Origin of the sequence: Phyllobacterium zundukense (genome assembly GCF_025452195.1) — a bacterium.
In the GTDB taxonomy this organism is placed as follows: domain Bacteria; phylum Pseudomonadota; class Alphaproteobacteria; order Rhizobiales; family Rhizobiaceae; genus Phyllobacterium; species Phyllobacterium zundukense_A.
The window spans coordinates 1,593,008-1,608,936 of record NZ_CP104973.1; the positions used below are offsets into that span (position 1 = coordinate 1,593,008).

15 protein-coding genes and 1 pseudogene are annotated in these 15,929 nt (G+C 56.6%); 10 read left to right on the forward strand and 6 right to left on the reverse strand.

What is annotated here, in order from left to right:
* Positions 1–44: 44 nt before the first annotated feature.
* From N8E88_RS20160 to N8E88_RS20185, 6 genes are all read right to left on the reverse strand, one after another.
* The gene (locus N8E88_RS20160) at positions 45–1,241 is read right to left on the reverse strand and encodes an aromatic ring-hydroxylating oxygenase subunit alpha (RefSeq protein ID WP_262295213.1); all 1,197 of its coding nucleotides are present in this window, start codon (positions 1,239–1,241) and stop codon (positions 45–47) included.
* A gap of 149 nt (positions 1,242–1,390) precedes the next feature.
* A complete protein-coding gene (locus tag N8E88_RS20165; RefSeq protein WP_262295214.1) occupies positions 1,391–1,990 on the reverse strand; it encodes an ATP-dependent Clp protease proteolytic subunit in 600 nt (199 codons plus the stop codon).
* Between the two features lie 36 nt (positions 1,991–2,026).
* Complete coding sequence (locus N8E88_RS20170; protein WP_262295215.1) at positions 2,027–2,383, reverse strand: SRPBCC family protein; 357 nt, start codon at positions 2,381–2,383, stop codon at positions 2,027–2,029.
* Positions 2,380–2,694, reverse strand: coding sequence for an ArsR/SmtB family transcription factor (locus N8E88_RS20175; protein WP_262295216.1), 315 nt, complete (start codon positions 2,692–2,694; stop codon positions 2,380–2,382). The genes N8E88_RS20170 and N8E88_RS20175 overlap by 4 nt, the downstream gene beginning before the upstream one ends.
* Before the next feature lie 97 nt (positions 2,695–2,791).
* The gene (locus tag N8E88_RS20180; RefSeq protein WP_262295217.1) at positions 2,792–3,214 is read right to left on the reverse strand and encodes a VOC family protein; all 423 of its coding nucleotides are present in this window, start codon (positions 3,212–3,214) and stop codon (positions 2,792–2,794) included.
* Positions 3,215–3,319: 105 nt separating this feature from the next.
* Positions 3,320–3,952 carry a GntR family transcriptional regulator gene (locus N8E88_RS20185; protein WP_262295218.1) on the reverse strand — a complete coding sequence of 211 codons (633 nt, stop codon included), beginning with the start codon at positions 3,950–3,952 and terminating at the stop codon, positions 3,320–3,322.
* A gap of 164 nt (positions 3,953–4,116) precedes the next feature.
* On the opposite strand from N8E88_RS20185, the pseudogene N8E88_RS20190 reads away from it, so the two are divergent.
* From N8E88_RS20190 to N8E88_RS20235, 10 genes and pseudogenes are all read left to right on the forward strand, one after another.
* Positions 4,117–5,542: pseudogene (locus N8E88_RS20190) on the forward strand (M20 family metallopeptidase).
* Positions 5,535–7,211 (forward strand): M28 family peptidase, encoded by a 1,677-nt coding sequence (locus tag N8E88_RS20195; RefSeq protein WP_262295219.1) that lies wholly within the window; start codon positions 5,535–5,537, stop codon positions 7,209–7,211. The pseudogene N8E88_RS20190 and the gene N8E88_RS20195 overlap by 8 nt, the downstream one beginning before the upstream one ends.
* 64 nt (positions 7,212–7,275) lie before the next feature.
* Complete coding sequence (locus N8E88_RS20200) at positions 7,276–8,127, forward strand: transporter substrate-binding domain-containing protein (RefSeq protein ID WP_262295220.1); 852 nt, start codon at positions 7,276–7,278, stop codon at positions 8,125–8,127.
* Between the two features lie 70 nt (positions 8,128–8,197).
* Positions 8,198–8,917, forward strand: coding sequence for an ABC transporter permease (locus tag N8E88_RS20205; RefSeq protein WP_262295221.1), 720 nt, complete (start codon positions 8,198–8,200; stop codon positions 8,915–8,917).
* On the forward strand, positions 8,917–9,636 hold the full coding sequence (locus N8E88_RS20210) for an ABC transporter permease (protein ID WP_262295222.1): 720 nt from the start codon (positions 8,917–8,919) through the stop codon (positions 9,634–9,636). Before N8E88_RS20205 ends, N8E88_RS20210 begins: the two co-directional genes overlap by 1 nt.
* Positions 9,633–10,415, forward strand: a complete 783-nt coding sequence (locus N8E88_RS20215) for an ABC transporter ATP-binding protein (RefSeq protein ID WP_262295223.1) — start codon at positions 9,633–9,635, stop codon at positions 10,413–10,415. Before N8E88_RS20210 ends, N8E88_RS20215 begins: the two co-directional genes overlap by 4 nt.
* A gap of 32 nt (positions 10,416–10,447) precedes the next feature.
* Positions 10,448–11,302: a transporter substrate-binding domain-containing protein gene (locus N8E88_RS20220; protein WP_262295224.1), complete on the forward strand. Its 855-nt coding sequence runs from the start codon at positions 10,448–10,450 to the stop codon at positions 11,300–11,302.
* 206 nt (positions 11,303–11,508) lie between these two features.
* Positions 11,509–12,615, forward strand: a complete 1,107-nt coding sequence (locus tag N8E88_RS20225; protein ID WP_262295225.1) for a siderophore-interacting protein — start codon at positions 11,509–11,511, stop codon at positions 12,613–12,615.
* A 37-nt stretch (positions 12,616–12,652) separates the two neighbouring features.
* The gene (locus N8E88_RS20230; protein WP_262295226.1) at positions 12,653–13,537 is read left to right on the forward strand and encodes a helix-turn-helix domain-containing protein; all 885 of its coding nucleotides are present in this window, start codon (positions 12,653–12,655) and stop codon (positions 13,535–13,537) included.
* 184 nt (positions 13,538–13,721) lie between these two features.
* Entirely contained in the window at positions 13,722–15,869 is a 2,148-nt protein-coding gene (locus tag N8E88_RS20235; protein WP_410010667.1) for a TonB-dependent siderophore receptor, read from the forward strand.
* Positions 15,870–15,929: the final 60 nt, after the last annotated feature.

Sequence of the window (15,929 nt, forward strand, 5' to 3'; positions counted from 1 at the left end):
GCGGCCCGGCGTTTCCGCCGGGCTTGATCGACAATACAGTCCTGTCAGATTTGTCCGGCGAGCTGCGCGTTCAGCAAGGGCACCTCGACCTCTGAAGGGGCCATTTCAACCTTTAGAACGGGCAGCACATTGCGCAGGTGGTCGTGGTGCGAACGGACACCATATTCGAGATCCGAGAGATAGAATCCCGAGAACGATTTCGACAGCATCGATTCATTTGACCATTTCGTCAACTGAACATCTTCCGAGCTCGTCTCGCGATCGATGCGCGAGGCGAGGTAGCGGGCAGCCCGCTGCTGTCGAGTTTCATCCTTGTTGCGGAATACAGCGCCGCGCAACAGGGTCTCGCCTGTCGACAACGGAAACTCCTGGTAATACTGCGCGCCTTCAGGCGTAACCGAGATCACAGAATTCGGGAAAATCCCGTAATAGATCCACGCGTTGCGAAGGTTCTCGGGCAGATGCGTCGCCTCCGGTGCCAGATTGATATAGTTGCGCACACTCCAGCGCCGTCCCGCATGGGGATTATAGCTGGCGAAAGATCGCGACACGCCATTGATGAATGGCTCGTCGTAATAGGTCGAGCCGTAGAGGTCCTGGAGCGCCGGATGGGCCATTGCCACGTGGTATCCTTCATTGTCGACATCGCGCACCGACTTCCAGTTGACGGGCGATTTCTGCGTCCAGAAGCCGGCAGGCACCATATCCGCGATCTTGTAGTTCGCGATTTCCGCCCCGAATGGCTTCATCAACGTGGCAACTGATGGCTGGGCGCTCTTGAGAAAACGGATGAAGATAAAACCCATCCAGATTTCGAGTTCGAGTGGCAACAGACCGAATTCGTTTTTGTCCATCTCCGGGAAAGAGCGTGGACGCGCCGCGCCTCGCAGGGTGCCGTCGAGATTATATACCCAGCCATGGAAGGGACAGACCAGCGCGTTGTTGCATGTTCCCTTGTTATCGGTGACGACACGCGATCCCCGGTGACGGCAGATATTGTGAAAGGCACGGATTTCGCTGTCCTTACCACGCACGATCAGGGCCCGCTCGCCTACGATATCAAGCGCGACATAGTCACCGACGTTGGGCACATCGCAGACATGCCCGGCTATCTGCCAATGGCTTCGAAAGACGTATTCTTTCTCGAGCTCGAGCAAGGCCGGACTGCTGTAGCTCCAGGCCGGCAGTCCCCGGCGGTCCCAATTGTCCGGAATCGTCAAATCGCGTTGATTAACCTGCATAAATCCGCTCTTACTTATTGAATGTTCATTCAATATAAGCACAAACATCATTTGTTTGCAATCTGTTGGATGCCGACAGGATCGAAATGCCGGCCGTTCGCGCAATCGGCGGTGGCATTGTTTGGTTTTTTGAATCACAAGTCACTACTCTAGTCCGGCCGCTTTGACAGAACCGTGTCAACAAGGCCCCACTCCCTGGCTTCCTCCGCGGTCATGAAGTGATCGCGATCCAGTGTCTTTTCCACATCCTCGAACGAGCGCCCGCAATGCTGCGCGTAAAGCCGGATCATTCGGGCCTTGGTTTGGCGCATTTCTTCCGCATGGATGAAGATGTCAGAGGCCTGTCCCTGAAAGCCGCCGAGTGGCTGATGCACATGAATACTTGAATTCGCCAATGCAGTGCGCTGACCGGGTTCACCAGCCATCAGGAGGAAAGAACCCATGGACCGCGCTGTCCCCATGCACAACGTTGCGACGGGGCATGTGATGAACTGCATCGTGTCATAGATCGCCAGACCGCTGGTAATGACACCGCCGGGCGAGTTTATATACATCGAAACCGGCTTCGTCGGGTTTTCCGATTCCAGAAACAGCAATTGCGCGCAGACGAGTGCCGCCATTCCGTCTTCGACCTCGCCATTCAGGAACACAATACGTTCGCGCAGCAAGCGTGAGTAAATGTCGAATGATCGTTCGCCGCGGCTGGATTGTTCCACTACCATAGGGACGAGTTGCATCATGTCGCGCATAGGCGACCTCCTTCCGGTGTTGTTAGCAGGGTAATTTTAGGCTGCTGCGCGCAGAGGTGTCCGGCTATTGCTATTGGCTGCGTTCATCGCAATTTCATGGACAATACTGAAGGTCGTGCCGCCAGCATCATTCGCCCCGATCTGGAATGTCACGACACTAATGGCATCGTTATCCTTGATTCTATAACGCACGCGCGTATCAGGATCGGCGGAAATCAGATGCAGTTCGAAGGGTGGCTGCTGCGCGCCGCTCTCCGGTGCATCGTCCTCTACCCCGGGTCGCTTCAGCCATCGCGACACATATTCCGGTACGGTCAAGGCTCGCCACACTTTAGATGGAGCAGCGTCCAGTTCATAGGTGAGGTTTACGCTCGCGTCAGTCGTGCGTGTCATTGGTCCATCTCCTTGAGAAGCTGCTTCAGGTCATCCACGCGGCTTGGCCAGAACGCATTGTAGCGGCTAAGCCATCGATGGATTTTCGCCACGCCATCGGGATTGATCCGATAAAGGACATTCCTGCCGTGTTTCTGTTCCGCGATCAGTCCAGCCATGCGCAAGACAGCCAGATGCTGCGACATGGCCGGCTGCGACAAGTCAAATCCTTGCCGCAAGTCCGTGGCATTCATCTCGCCGTCGGCCAACCGTTCGAAGACGGCGCGTCTTGTCGGATCGGCCAACGCTTTGAAAAATTCTGTCTCACTCATGCAGATACATAAGCACAGACTTATATGATTTGCAACAGTGACGAATATCGACATTGGGTGACAAACACACAATCACGCCGGCAGCAGTCCTCCGGGTTCAATCTGGTGGGACAAAGGCGGGATTCCAGACGATTTCCCAAAGATGTCCATCAGGGTCCTGAAAATACCCCGCATAGCCGCCGTAAAACGTGTCCCGGGCACTTTTTATGATCGTCGCTCCGGCAGTGCGGGCTTGGTCCATTACTTCGTCAACTTCGTCTTTCCGGGACACATTATGGCCAATAGTAAAGGCGGTCGGGCTCGGAGCCGTCTTGGGCATTCCCGTATCATGGGCAATATCGTCATGTGACCAGACCGCCAGCTTCAGCCCTGAGGTCAGATCGAAGAATGCAACTGCTCCATGCTCAAATTCCTTCCCCACGATGCCGTCAGTCGGTAGGCCAAGACCAACGCGGTAGAACTCGACAGCCTTTTCCAGATCACTTACACCAAGGGTAATTACGGAAATTCTCGGTTTCATCTGTACTCCTCCGTTCTTGTCGTGGCACGAGCGGCATTGTACGCGAGCTCCATCCGGCTGTCGTGAAAATCCCGGTTGGAGCGATCCCTGACGTCGAGGTTCGCTCTACATCTGCTTGATGTGCATTACGGTCACGCGCTTCAGTTCTTCGATATCTTTCGCTGACAGGGCATCGATCATCTGGTGGTGCTCCCGCGACGATTGTTCAATCCGCGCGCGTGTTTTCCATTGTGACACCGGCGCCGAAGACGTCCTCTGGCGGATTTCGGTAACGAGGTTCACCAGTTCGCTGTTGCCGCAGAGCGCGAGCAACTCGCGGTGAAAGGCGAGATTGGCTTCGTAAAGCTCGATCATCGTTCCGTTCATGATGAGATCGTCAAAACGGCATGCGAGGTCCCGGAGTTTTTTCGTCGTCAGTTCCGAGGAGTTGGCAACGATCTTGTCCGCGACCGCCGTTTCGAGGATGACACGAATGTCGCTCACTTCCGTCGCCTGACGGCCATCGGGTTCATACACGTGGTAACCGCGATTGGGAACATGTTCGACCAGACGTCTTTGTACCAGCCTGTCGAGAGCGCGCCGCACTTCCGGCCGGGTGCATTGGTAGCGCTGTTCGAGATCGATCTGTTTCAACCATGCGCCTGGAGCGAGCACGCCAGCTAGAATATCGTGCAGGATCAAATCGGTGACATCGACGGCTTTGAGCTGTGATCTTGTTTTGGTTGTTGCTTCACTCATCGTCTCTCCCCGTATCCATCGAAATGCGTGCCGGCTGTAAGGTCTTCGTTCCCTACGAGATGTACGCCAGACAAATAATTTTACACAGAGGTTGCGTAAAAACTATTTGCGTCTAAATTGGTGCCAATTTTGGTTACTATCATAAAAACAGCCAAGTGGGAATCATGAGAAATTCGGGAGAAGTATGGGAAATCGTCGTGGCCAAGCGCGCTGCATTCTTTGAATTGAGCGATCGCGTTTGGGAGATGCCCGAGACGAACTACGAAGAATATCGCTCGTCAGACGAGCATGCACATCTGCTCGAGAAGGAAGGGTTTCGCGTCACCCGCGGCATCGCCAATCTGCCGACCGCAGTGATGGGCGAAGCAGGAGAGGGCGGACCAATCATCGCCATTCTCGGCGAATTCGACGCGCTCCCCGGCCTCAGCCAGGTAGCTGGACTGGCCGAAGAGCGGCCAATAGTCGAAGGCGGAAATGGCCATGGCTGTGGTCACAACCTTCTCGGGTCAGGATCGATGCTCGCAGCAGCTGCCGTCAAGGACTATCTGGCAAAAAACGGACTGAGGGGACGCGTACGCTACTATGGCTGTCCCGCTGAAGAGGGTGGCTCGTCCAAGGGCTTCATGGTGCGTGCTGGCGTATTCGACGACGTCGACATTGCCATTTCCTGGCATCCGGCAGCCTTTGCCGGCGTGAACAATCCAATCTCGCTTGCCTGCAACGAAATCAATTTCCATTTCAGCGGCCGTGCGTCGCACGCCTCGGCAACGCCGCATCTGGGACGCAGCGCCCTGGATGCTGTCGAGCTGATGAATGTCGGCGTGAACTACATGCGCGAACATATTCCATCGAGCGCACGTATCCACTATGCCGTTACCGACACAGGTGGCTCTGCCCCGAATGTCGTTCAGGCCCGGGCAACTGTACGCTACCTGGTACGGGCACGTGACCTGCCCGAACTCAACAGCCTTGTGGCGCGGGTCAAGAAGGTCGCAGATGGTGCGGCATTGATGACCGAAACCACCGTACGCAGCCGCATTGTCAGTGGCGATGCCAATCTTGTCGGTAACACGCCGCTCGAAACCTTGATGCATGCGCAGCTGGAACGTCTTGGCCCGCCGGATTTCGACGAGGCCGACCATGAGACTGCGCGGAAATTTCAGCAGACGTTCTCGCAAGAGGACATCCTATCCTCCTACAAGCGATTTAACGTGATGCCGAAGAAAGGCCAGGCGTTGTGCGACAGCATTTTCCCCCCCTGAGAGCGGTGATGGATCGATCGTCGGCTCGACAGATGTGGGAACGGTAAGCTGGGTTGTCCCGACAGTGCAGATGCGCGGCGCGACCTATGCCATTGGCACGCCGGGACATTCATGGCAGCTGGTTGCTCAAGGCAAGCTGCCTGCGGCGCACAAGGGCATGGAACATGCTGCGAAAGTGATGGCCGCGACAGCCATCGACCTGCTTGCCAATCCGGATCTCATTGGGGCCGCCAAGGCCGACCATAGACAGCGTCTGGACGGAACGCCGTTCATCAACCCCATACCGGATGACGTCGAGCCGCCATTGCCGGAGAACACGGATGTCTGAAACAGTTTTTGAACCGGACAAAGATCAACTGATGGAACACATTCGCGCGTTTTCGCGGAGAGTGAAATTGTCCGGTACGCCTGAAGAACTTGAAAGCTTCCGCTATCTGCAAGCGCAGATGGAAAGCTATGGCTACGATGTCCGGCTCATCCAGCACGATGCTTATATCAGTCTGCCGGGCAAGGCGCGGGTCATTGTGGATGGTCGCGTACTGCGCTGCATCACCCATTCGATGTCCGTTTCCACGCCCGGGGTTTCGGCTGAACTGGTTTACGTCGGCGAAGGCACAGCGGCGGAGTTCAGGGTCGCGGACGTTGCGGGGAAAGTCGTTCTCGTCGATGGTATAGCGACCGAAGAGGTCGCTGCGCTTGCCAGCGCTGCCGGGGGGGTCGGCCAGCTTCATGTCAGTCCCAACGAACACCTCTACGAAATGTGTGTGTCGCCCGTGTGGGGCAGCCCTTCACAGCACACGCGTTCAAATCTCCCGTCCACCGTCATCTGTTCTGTGCCTAATGACGAAGGGGCGAAACTGCGTACACGCTGCGAGCGAGGGGAGACGGTCAATGTCTCCATGCAGGCCGAGGTGGATACAGGTTGGCGCAAAACGCCTCTGCTGGTCGCCGAGTTGAGTTCCTTGGCTGCCGAAGCAGGCGAACCTTTCGTGCTTTTCTCGGGCCATCATGACACATGGCACTACGGCGTCATGGATAATGGCGGCGCCAATGCGACAATGCTGGAGGCTGCGCGCCTGCTTGCCGCCCATCGTGGCGAATGGCGAAGGGGGCTGCGCATATGCTTCTGGTCGGGCCACTCACATGGGCGCTATTCGGGCTCGGCATGGTACGCGGACGAATACTGGACCGAATTGGAGCAGCGCTGCATCGCCCACGTCAACGTGGATTCGACCGGCGGCGAGGGGGCAAGCGTGCTCACCAATTCAGGCGTGGTCGACGAGTTAAAGGCAGTGGCCTTCGCGGCAGTCGAAGCTTTCACCGGACAGCAACATGCCGGGCGGCGTCATGGTCGTTCAGCCGACCAGTCTTTCTGGGGCATCGGCATTCCCTCGATGTTCGGAAGTCTCAGCCATCAGCCGCCCGGACCAGTCAAAATGCTGACGGCGCTCGGCTGGTGGTGGCATACCCCGCATGACACGATCGAACACATTGATCCAAAGAACCTCGTCCGCGATACCGGGATCGTTATTCAGGTTCTGCGACAGCTGCTGACCTCTCGCATCCTGCCCTATGACTATACGGCCTATGCGGATGCATTCGCTGAGGAAATTGCGCAAATCAAGCAGCAGCTCGGCGTCAGGCTGGACATCAGCTCCCTCGAAAATGGTGCATCAGCTCTCCGGAACAATGCGGCAAGTCTGCTTGCGGCGTCGAAGACTGCTACGGATGTGGATGCCTCGCGTATCAATGCTGCGCTTATGCGCGCATCGCGCCGGCTTGTCCCGCTCAACTATACGACCGGGGAGCGTTTCCATCACGATTCAGCGTTGCCGCATCCGGCCTGGCCATCATTGGAGGGGATCAGACAACTCGCGCGGCATCCGGAAGGTTCGACCGAGCTACCGTTTTATGCGGTGCACGCGCGTCAAACGCACAATCGCATTGCCCATGCCTTGATGGAAGCGAATGCGGAACTGGAGGCGGTGCTGATCTGAACGCGGCCTGACAACAGTTCGCGAATAATGAGGCCTTGCGGCCTCCAAATAAAGGGGAATGAACATGAACAAGAAATTGCTTTTGGCTATCGTAGCCGCCGCTTTGTCATTCACGGGTACGGCGGCAAACGCCAAGGACTGGACCCATGTCAAAGTCGGGATCGAAGGTGCCTTTCCGCCCTGGAACATGATTGACTCCGGGGGCAAATTGTCAGGCTTCGATGTCGATCTGATCCAGGATCTGTGCACGCGCGCCAAGGTCGAATGCGAACTCATCACTGGCGAATGGACTAGCCTTATCCCCAGTCTGAACGCCGGGAAGTTCGATCTCGTCATGACGCTCGGCATCAACGAAAAACGCAAGCAGGTCGTCGACTTCACGGTTCCCTATGCGAGCGGCGTTGCCAGCTTCCTGACGTTGAAGGATGGAACGGTAACCGCGTTCCCCATGACGGGCGAACGCCTGAATCTGAATGACCATGCCAAGGCCGACTCCGTGATGGCCGAGATCGGCAAGGAGCTCAAGGGCAAGTCTGTCGGCGTTGTTGGCTCGACAAGCCAGGAACAGCTTATTCAATCCTATTTTGGCAACACAGTTACGGTCCGGACCTACAAGAGTTCCCCCGAACGCGATCTCGACCTGAAGGCAGGCCGTATCGATGCGGGTTTCGACAGTGGCGTATACGCAACCTCGATGTTGACCAAGCCAGGCAATGAGGATCTGCAGATGTCCGGCCCGCTTGTCAAAGGCGCCATGCTTGCAACGGAAGTGGCGCTTGGCACGCGCAAGGGCGAGGCCGATCTTCGCGAAAAGTTCGATGCTGCGATCAAATCTGCTGCCGAGGCAGGCGTCATCAAGACGCTTTCAGAAAAGTGGAGCAAGCTCGATCTCACGCCTACATTCAGCGGAAATTGAACGCGCAGTTTCAAGAGAAGGGCACAGATATGCCGTTCAATCGGTTCTATGAATTCGGATCGTACTGGCCATGAACCAGCCGGGCTTCCTTGACGTCATCAGCTTTGGACCGGGAGGGTGGGGTGCGGCCCTTCTCGCCGGAGCCTGGATGACGGTGCTCATCGCTATATCCGGTTTTCTGATCGGTTCGATCATAGGCACATTCGGCGCTTGGGCAAAGATCTCCGGCGGCAGGACAATACGGGCTATCGCTGATGGATATACCACTGTGCTGCGCGGCATTCCCGACCTTCTCGTCATCTATCTGTTCTATTTCGGCGGCAGTGCAGCGGTAACAGCGATCGGGCGTTTTTTCGGCTCGGAGGGGTTTATCGGCTTTCCGGGGTTTCTGGCCGGTGCATTGGCGGTCGGCATCACGTCGGGCGCCCAGCAGACAGAGGTGTTTCGCGGGGCATTCAAGGCCGTGCACCGGGGTGAAATAGAAGCGGCTGTCGCTTGCGGCATGTCGCGCGCTCTGCGCTTCCGGAGGATCATCGCACCATTGACGCTGCGTCACGCGCTGCCCGGTATGGGCAATGTCTGGCAGGTCGTGTTGAAGGAATCGGCCCTCGTGTCGATTACGGGCGTCGCTGAATTGCTGCGGCAGGCCCAGGTGGGCGCCGGATCGACTGGAATGCCCTTCAACTTCTATGTCGTGGCCGGCGCGATTTACCTGACGATCTCGACCTTCTCCGGTGCGCTGCTGCAATGGTCCGAGCGCTACTTTTCACGCGGTGTCAGGAGGAACTGATGGATTGGACATTTACGCTTGAAACGTTCATCAGCCTTGTCGCGGCTATTCCACTGACGCTGCAACTCGCTGCCACGTCGATCCTGCTCGGCGCTTTTCTTGCCCTCGGTCTGGCATTGCTTCGGCTTTCCGGGATTCGCGTTCTGGACTGGTTTGCCCGGTTCTACGTATTCGTGTTTCGCGGCACGCCACTGCTGGTGCAAATATTCCTCATCTACTACGGGCTCAGCCAGTTTCCGGCGGTGCGCCATACGATTCTGTGGCCGATACTGCGCGAGCCCTACTGGTGCGCCGTCATTGCATTGACGCTCAATACTGCCGCCTATGCCAGCGAAATCATCCGCGGCGGCCTCTTGTCGGTTCCGCACGGCCAGATAGAAGCTGCCCGAGCGTGCGGCATGCCACGCTTTATGGTTTTCCGGCGGATCGTCTTGCCTCTTGCTATCCGGCAGGCATTGCCTGGATATGGCAACGAGATGATCTCCATGGTGAAAGCGACTTCGCTTGCCTCGATCATCACGCTGATGGAAGTCACCGGGGTCGCCGCGAAAATCATCTCGGAAACCTACCGCGCCATCGAGGTCTTCATCGTCGCTGGCGTAATTTACCTGACCATCAATTTCCTGCTCACGCGGCTGGTGCATGTCGTCGAATACATGCTGAGCCCGCATCTTCGCGCGCCGCGCCTGCAGACCCCCGTTCAAGGAGAGAGCAAATGAACGCTCAAGCGCCTGCGATCACGCCATTGGCGCTCGACGTCAAGGATCTGCACAAGAGCTTCGGCAATGTCGAAGTACTGAAAGGGATTTCGCTCGGCGCCCGCGAGGGCGAGGTCGTCTCGATCCTTGGGTCTTCCGGTTCCGGCAAGTCGACCCTGCTGCGCTGCATCAATCTTCTCGAAGTGCCCGATTCCGGCGACGTAACAGTCGGCGACGAGACGATCCGCATGCAGCGCACGCGCGATGGCAAAAGCCGGCCGGCGGACCAGGCGCAGGTCGAACGCATTCGCTCACGGCTCGGCATGGTGTTTCAAAGCTTCAATCTGTGGTCGCACAAGACCATCCTCGAAAACGTCATCGAAGCACCGATCCATGTGCAGAAGCGCCCGCGCAAAGAGTGCGTGGAAGAGGCTGAAGCGCTTCTTGCGAAAGTCGGTATCACTGAAAAGCGCGATCACTATCCCTCGCATCTGTCGGGTGGTCAGCAGCAACGCGCTGCAATAGCGCGTGCTCTCGCCATGCGGCCGAAGGTGATGCTTTTCGACGAGCCCACCTCGGCGCTCGATCCGGAGCTCGTCGGCGAGGTTCTGCGCGTCATGCGCGGTCTGGCCGAAGAGGGCCGCACCATGCTGGTGGTCACCCACGAGATGGGCTTTGCCCGCGATGTCTCAAGCCGCGTTGTCTTCCTGCACAAGGGGCTCGTCGAGGAGGACGGCCGGCCGGAACATGTTTTCGTCAACTCGAAATCCGAACGATTCAAACAGTTCATCAAAGGCTGAACTCATCAGCCGCAAAAGGGGAATACCTGGAAATGAAATATGCAATTTTTACTTTGAAAGCCTTGCTGCTGTCGGCGTTGGTCTTTTCGTCGGCCGCCCAAGCAGAAAGCAAGAAATGGACGCAGATCACCATCGCCACGGAAGGCGCATTCAAGCCGTATAACTTTACCAAGCCCGACGGAACACTCGACGGTTATGAGATCGAGCTTTCGAAATATCTTTGCGATCATATGAAAGTCGAGTGCAAGATCGTCGTCCAGGACTTCGACGGGATGATCCCGGCGCTCAATGCCGGTAAGTTCGACGCCATCATGTCGGGCATGTCGGCGACTGCGAAACGCGAGCAGATCATCGATTTCAGCCAGTCCTATGGTTCCACCGGCCAGGCTTTTGCAACGTTGAAATCAAGCCCGTTGGCAGGCATGGAATTCAAGGGCGAAGTCTTCTCGCTGGCGTCCAATGAAGCAGGTGCCGTCAGCGCTTTGGAGAAACTGAAACCACTTTTGCAAGGCAAGACTATCGGCGTCCAGACAGCCTCGACAGGTGCGACCTTTGTCGAGAAATACTTGAAGGACATTGTCGAGGTTCGCGAATACAAGACCACCGAGCAACACGACCTTGATCTCGCCGCGGGCCGCGTCGATCTCGTCATGGCGTCCATGGCCTATCTCACGACATCGGCCGCCAAGCCAGGCAATGAGGAGATGACTGTGGCCGGTCCGCGCTTTCAGGGTGGGTTCCTGGGCAAAGGCAGCTCGGTCGGTCTGCGCAAGAACGAACCAGAACTCAAAGCGATGTTCGACAAGGCAATCGATGCAGCCAAGGCCGATGGCACGATCAAAACATTATCGCAGAAATGGTTTGGCTTCGACGTTACGCCACTCTGATCGATTGATAGTGCCGGGCATTCAGGCGGATGTGTTTGTGCCCGGCCGTCCGACGATCAATATCGAGAGCGCCACATGTCGATGGTTGGAGGTCAGCGAGTAAAGCCATCGCCGTATAAACATGACTTGATTTATCATATTATTGCGATTAAAGCACCCGGTTATCGCACCTCGGCTTTTGGTGCAGTTCCTACACGGGGTTTGAGATGCCGGAAATCCGCTTGAGTGCGACCGCGCGCGTGATTGTGTCAACACCGGATCACTATCTTGAGCGGCTGACGGATTACTTCTCCGAGCATGGCGATGTCTCGCTTGCCGCACGCAAAGGGCGCATTACTCTCCCGTTCGGCACGGCAATGATCGAGGCGGATAATGACAGCCTTTCGCTTCGCACGGAGGGCGAGGATGAAACTGGTCTTGCCTATATGAAATATGCCATCGCCAACCAGATGCTTGAGCTGGCGAGTGAGGAAAAGCCCAGGATCGTCTGGGTGGGCGACTGCGCTGCGGGCGGGCACCCGCCATTTTTCCGCGAGATGCGCTTTGTCAGCGCTACGAATATATCCCCGCACATGCGCCGTGTGACACTTCAGGGAGAGAGGCTGGCGCGTTTTGCGCGCGGAGGACTGCATGTCCATTTGCTGTTTCCGCCAAAGGGCGTTGAACGACCACAATGGCCAGTAACGGGGGAAGACGGGCGCCCGGTATGGCCTGAGGGCGAGCACAAGCTGGTCTCCCGCGTCTACACGATCCGCAATATCGACGCGGACGCCGGCAAAGTGGATATCGACATCGTCATTCACGAAGGGGAAGCAACGCCGGGTTCAGGTTGGGCCCTGAATGCCCGCAAAGGCGATCTGGTGGGTATGACAGGGCCGGGCGGCGGCGATGTGCCTGAGGCGGATTGGTATTTGCTGGCCGGAGATGAAACTGCACTTCCGGCAATCGGGCGCATACTGGCGCGGCTTCCAACGCTTGCAACGGCGGTCGTGCGTATCGAAGTGGACAATCCGCTCGACGAGCAGCTTCTGGCCTCTGCGGCCAATGTTGACCTTGTCTGGCTGCATCGCAATGGCCTGGAAGCAGGCACGACGACGCTGTTGCAGGATGCTGTCGAAACGGTGCCGTTCCCGACTGACGGGCAACGCGTGTTCGCCTGGGCGGGCTGCGAATTTGCAGCGTTCAAGGATATTCGCGGCTACTTGCGGAACGAGCGGAAGCTTGAACGGGAAAAACACCTTGTTGTGGCGTACTGGCGCCGCGGGTTTGATGGCGACAATGCCCGAAAAGAGCGAGAGAAAAAGGCTGGATAGAAGCATGCTGGATTGAAGGCAGGCAAAGAGGCTAGAGATGACATTTCATCCGCGGATGAAGAGCCGGGTAGAAGGGGTCTCCGTCATCGGGGACCTTCGCTGGCGCTCGTGGCAGGGCGTTGTTGCCGATGTCTGGTCCGTCAATTGCGCTCCGGATGCAGCTGGAGAATATGTGTCGGAGGATCCGCGTCTATTCGTGACGCTCGACAAGTCAGGAGATGGCAGCTTCGGCGTGGGGCTCAACACCCATGCAAAGGGTTCGATCCGGAGCAGCGTGCCTTACCCGATGAGCTATATACCTGCCGGCTTGCCAGTATGGGGGCGGGTTCACGATATCCAGTATCTGCGTCATCTCGATATGCACTTTGATATCACGAGTTTTGAACGCCGCTTTGCAGATGATCGTATCGGTGAAAGATTGAAGCTACCCCGGCTGATGTTTTTCGATGAGCAGGTCGCAAAGCTCGCCAACCTGATTGCCGATGAATGTCTTAACGATGAACCGCTGCACGAACTCTACGGCGATGGGCTGACCACGGCCCTTTTTGTCGCGCTCTTTCATATTCAGCAAGGCAAGAAACGGCAACGCAGCCAGCTTTCGCCGCGACAGTTGCGGACTGTCACAAGCTATATCGAAGACAATTGCATGCGAAGCATCCGCCTCCATGAACTGGCGGAATTGACGAGCCTTTCGCAGTCCTACTTCAGCCACGCTTTCAAGGCCTCGACAGGCATTGCCCCGCATCAATGGCAGATACGCGCCCGCATCAGAAAAGTTCAGACGCTGTTGGAAAAGCCCGGATCATCGCTGACACGCGTAGCTGCCGCTGCGGGTTTTTCGGATCAGGCACATTTCACGCGCGTATTCAAGCGGGTCGTGGGGGTGACGCCTGCCGTCTGGCAGCGGGATCGGCAGTTGTAACGCCAGACAACCTCGCCAACTGAATTCCTCACAAGAACGGCCCAAAAAAGTTCAAAAGACGACAGGAACAATCAATCCCAAAAATTAAAGTTGATATATGTACTCAACTTATATTCTGGCCTTGCTAGCGGTTACGGCTCGCCGCGTTGTTGGCCTTTTTGGACTTATCTGCGAGGGGATTATCATGCGTGGTGTTTATCGGTTGGCATTTGGTACGCTGCTTGGCGGGACGGCGGCGTCCGTAATGCTATGGGCAACTGAAACGCGTGCGCAAGATGCCTCCATCCAGCTGGACCCGATCGTCATCGAGGGGGGAAGTTCTGATGGTTCGGCAACCGGTCCGATTGATGGCTATGTGGCCAAGCGCTCTGCAACCGGTTCCAAGACAAATACCCCGATTACGGAAATTCCGCAGGCTGTATCGGTTGTCGGCAGGCAACAGATGGATGACCAGGGCGTGCAGAAGATCGACGAGGCGCTGCGCTATACCTCTGGCGTATTTGCGCAGCCCTTCGGCGTCGACAATGATACAAACTGGATCTACATCCGCGGCTTCGATGCGACGCAGAAGGGAACGTATCTCGATGGATTGCAGAATTTCGGCTTCGGATTCGGCGGCTTCTTTATCGATTCATTCGGTATTGAGCGCATCGATGTTCTGAAGGGACCTGCTGCCGTGCTTTACGGCGGCAGCAATCCCGGAGGCATTGTCAACTACATCAGCAAGCGTCCGACCGGCGAACGTCTGCGTTACGTCGAAACCGGGATCAACAGCTATGGCAACGGCTACCTTGGTTTCGACATTGGCGACAAGGCTTCCGAGGTGGTCGACTATCGCATCAACGGTAAAATATCGGGCGGTGACAACTACACCGATTTTTCAAAGGATTTCCTTGGTGTGATTTCGCCCAGCATCACCTGGAAGCCGGATGACGCCACGAAGTTTACGATTCTCGCCAATTACACGCATCTGGATCTTACCCATGATGGTGGTAGCTTCCTGCCCTATTATGGAACTGTGGTCGACGCGCCCTTTGGCAAAATCGATCGCAAAGCGAATTTCACGGAACCGTCGATCGACGACTATAACCGCGAGCAAGCCTCTATCGGCTACGAACTGGAACACACTTTCGACAATGACTGGACGGTGCGGCAGAATCTTCGCTACGGTTACAGTGGCGTGCGCGAACACAATCTATATCCGTTTGGATACGATGCTTTTTCCGCGCAGCCCATCGACGGCAATTACGATCTCTCGCGCATCAATTTCATGCACGATACGACGGTCAATACGTTCGTCGTCGACAACCAGCTCGAAGGCCAGGTAGCGACGGGCCCGATCGAGCACACGCTGCTGTTTGGCGCGGAATACAAGTTCTTCGACATTGACCAGATTCAGGCGACCGGCGGGTCAACCCCTATTAGTGCAGTTGATCCGGTTTATGGTGAACCTCAAGGTCCAATGTTTGCTCCTTACATCGACCAGGTCGTCAAGCGTCATCAGATCGGCGTCTATACGCAGGACCAGCTGCGCTTTGGCGATGGCTGGCTTGTCACTTTGAATGGCCGCTACGATTATGTGACGACGGATGCAAAAGGCACGCCTGAATATGACGGTCATGATGGTCAGGTCAGCGGAAGGGCTGGCATTGGCTACGAGTTCGACAACGGGATCACGCCCTACGCGAGCGTCGCGACGTTCTTCAGTCCGGAAATTGGGGTCGACAGTAATCTTGCCTTTCTGAAGCCCGAAACCGGCCAGCAATACGAAGTCGGCATAAAGTACCAGCCGACGAGCTTCGACGGTCTGATCACCGCTTCGCTGTTCGATCTGACAAAGCAGAACGTGCTGACCGGGCCGTTCAACGCGCAATTCCAGGTCGGCGAAGTCAATTCCCGTGGCTTCGAAATCGAGGCGCAAGCGAACATCACCGAAGCCTGGAGGCTGACAGCCGCCTTTACTGCGCTCGACTTGAAAGTGAAGGACGATGCCGACGCGGCACTGATCGGCAAGCAGCCTTATTTGATCCCCGAAGTGCAGGCGTCGCTCTTTGCCCAATATAGCTTCCTTGATGGTAGGCTTGAAGGCCTGTCCCTCGGTGGTGGTGTCCGCTACGTCGGCTCGAGCTATGCCGACCAATTGAATACGTTGAAGGTTCCCGATGTGGCATTGGTCGACCTGAAACTCGGCTACAAGAAGAACAATTGGGGCGTTGATCTGAACGTCACCAACCTGTTCGACGAGGATTATGTATCGGGCTGTCAGGGCGTTTACGTTTGTTCCTATGGCGAAGGACGCAAGGCGCTGCTGAAAGCCCATCTGACCTGGTAGCAGCCGGCCCGGAACGCATTATCGCCAGGGACCATAACGAACGATGACCTACCGCAGTCT

Coding starts and splice junctions, on each gene's coding strand:
- N8E88_RS20165 (WP_262295214.1), bottom strand. CDS start 1,990: ATGCGCGACATGATGCAACTCGTCCCTATGGTAGTGGAACAATCCAGC.
- N8E88_RS20160 (WP_262295213.1), bottom strand. CDS start 1,241: ATGCAGGTTAATCAACGCGATTTGACGATTCCGGACAATTGGGACCGC.
- N8E88_RS20185 (WP_262295218.1), bottom strand. CDS start 3,952: ATGAGTGAAGCAACAACCAAAACAAGATCACAGCTCAAAGCCGTCGAT.
- N8E88_RS20180 (WP_262295217.1), bottom strand. CDS start 3,214: ATGAAACCGAGAATTTCCGTAATTACCCTTGGTGTAAGTGATCTGGAA.
- N8E88_RS20215 (WP_262295223.1), top strand. CDS start 9,633: ATGAACGCTCAAGCGCCTGCGATCACGCCATTGGCGCTCGACGTCAAG.
- N8E88_RS20205 (WP_262295221.1), top strand. CDS start 8,198: ATGAACCAGCCGGGCTTCCTTGACGTCATCAGCTTTGGACCGGGAGGG.
- N8E88_RS20195 (WP_262295219.1), top strand. CDS start 5,535: ATGTCTGAAACAGTTTTTGAACCGGACAAAGATCAACTGATGGAACAC.
- N8E88_RS20170 (WP_262295215.1), bottom strand. CDS start 2,383: ATGACACGCACGACTGACGCGAGCGTAAACCTCACCTATGAACTGGAC.
- N8E88_RS20200 (WP_262295220.1), top strand. CDS start 7,276: ATGAACAAGAAATTGCTTTTGGCTATCGTAGCCGCCGCTTTGTCATTC.
- N8E88_RS20230 (WP_262295226.1), top strand. CDS start 12,653: ATGACATTTCATCCGCGGATGAAGAGCCGGGTAGAAGGGGTCTCCGTC.
- N8E88_RS20235 (WP_410010667.1), top strand. CDS start 13,722: ATGCGTGGTGTTTATCGGTTGGCATTTGGTACGCTGCTTGGCGGGACG.
- N8E88_RS20225 (WP_262295225.1), top strand. CDS start 11,509: ATGCCGGAAATCCGCTTGAGTGCGACCGCGCGCGTGATTGTGTCAACA.
- N8E88_RS20220 (WP_262295224.1), top strand. CDS start 10,448: ATGAAATATGCAATTTTTACTTTGAAAGCCTTGCTGCTGTCGGCGTTG.
- N8E88_RS20175 (WP_262295216.1), bottom strand. CDS start 2,694: ATGAGTGAGACAGAATTTTTCAAAGCGTTGGCCGATCCGACAAGACGC.
- N8E88_RS20210 (WP_262295222.1), top strand. CDS start 8,917: ATGGATTGGACATTTACGCTTGAAACGTTCATCAGCCTTGTCGCGGCT.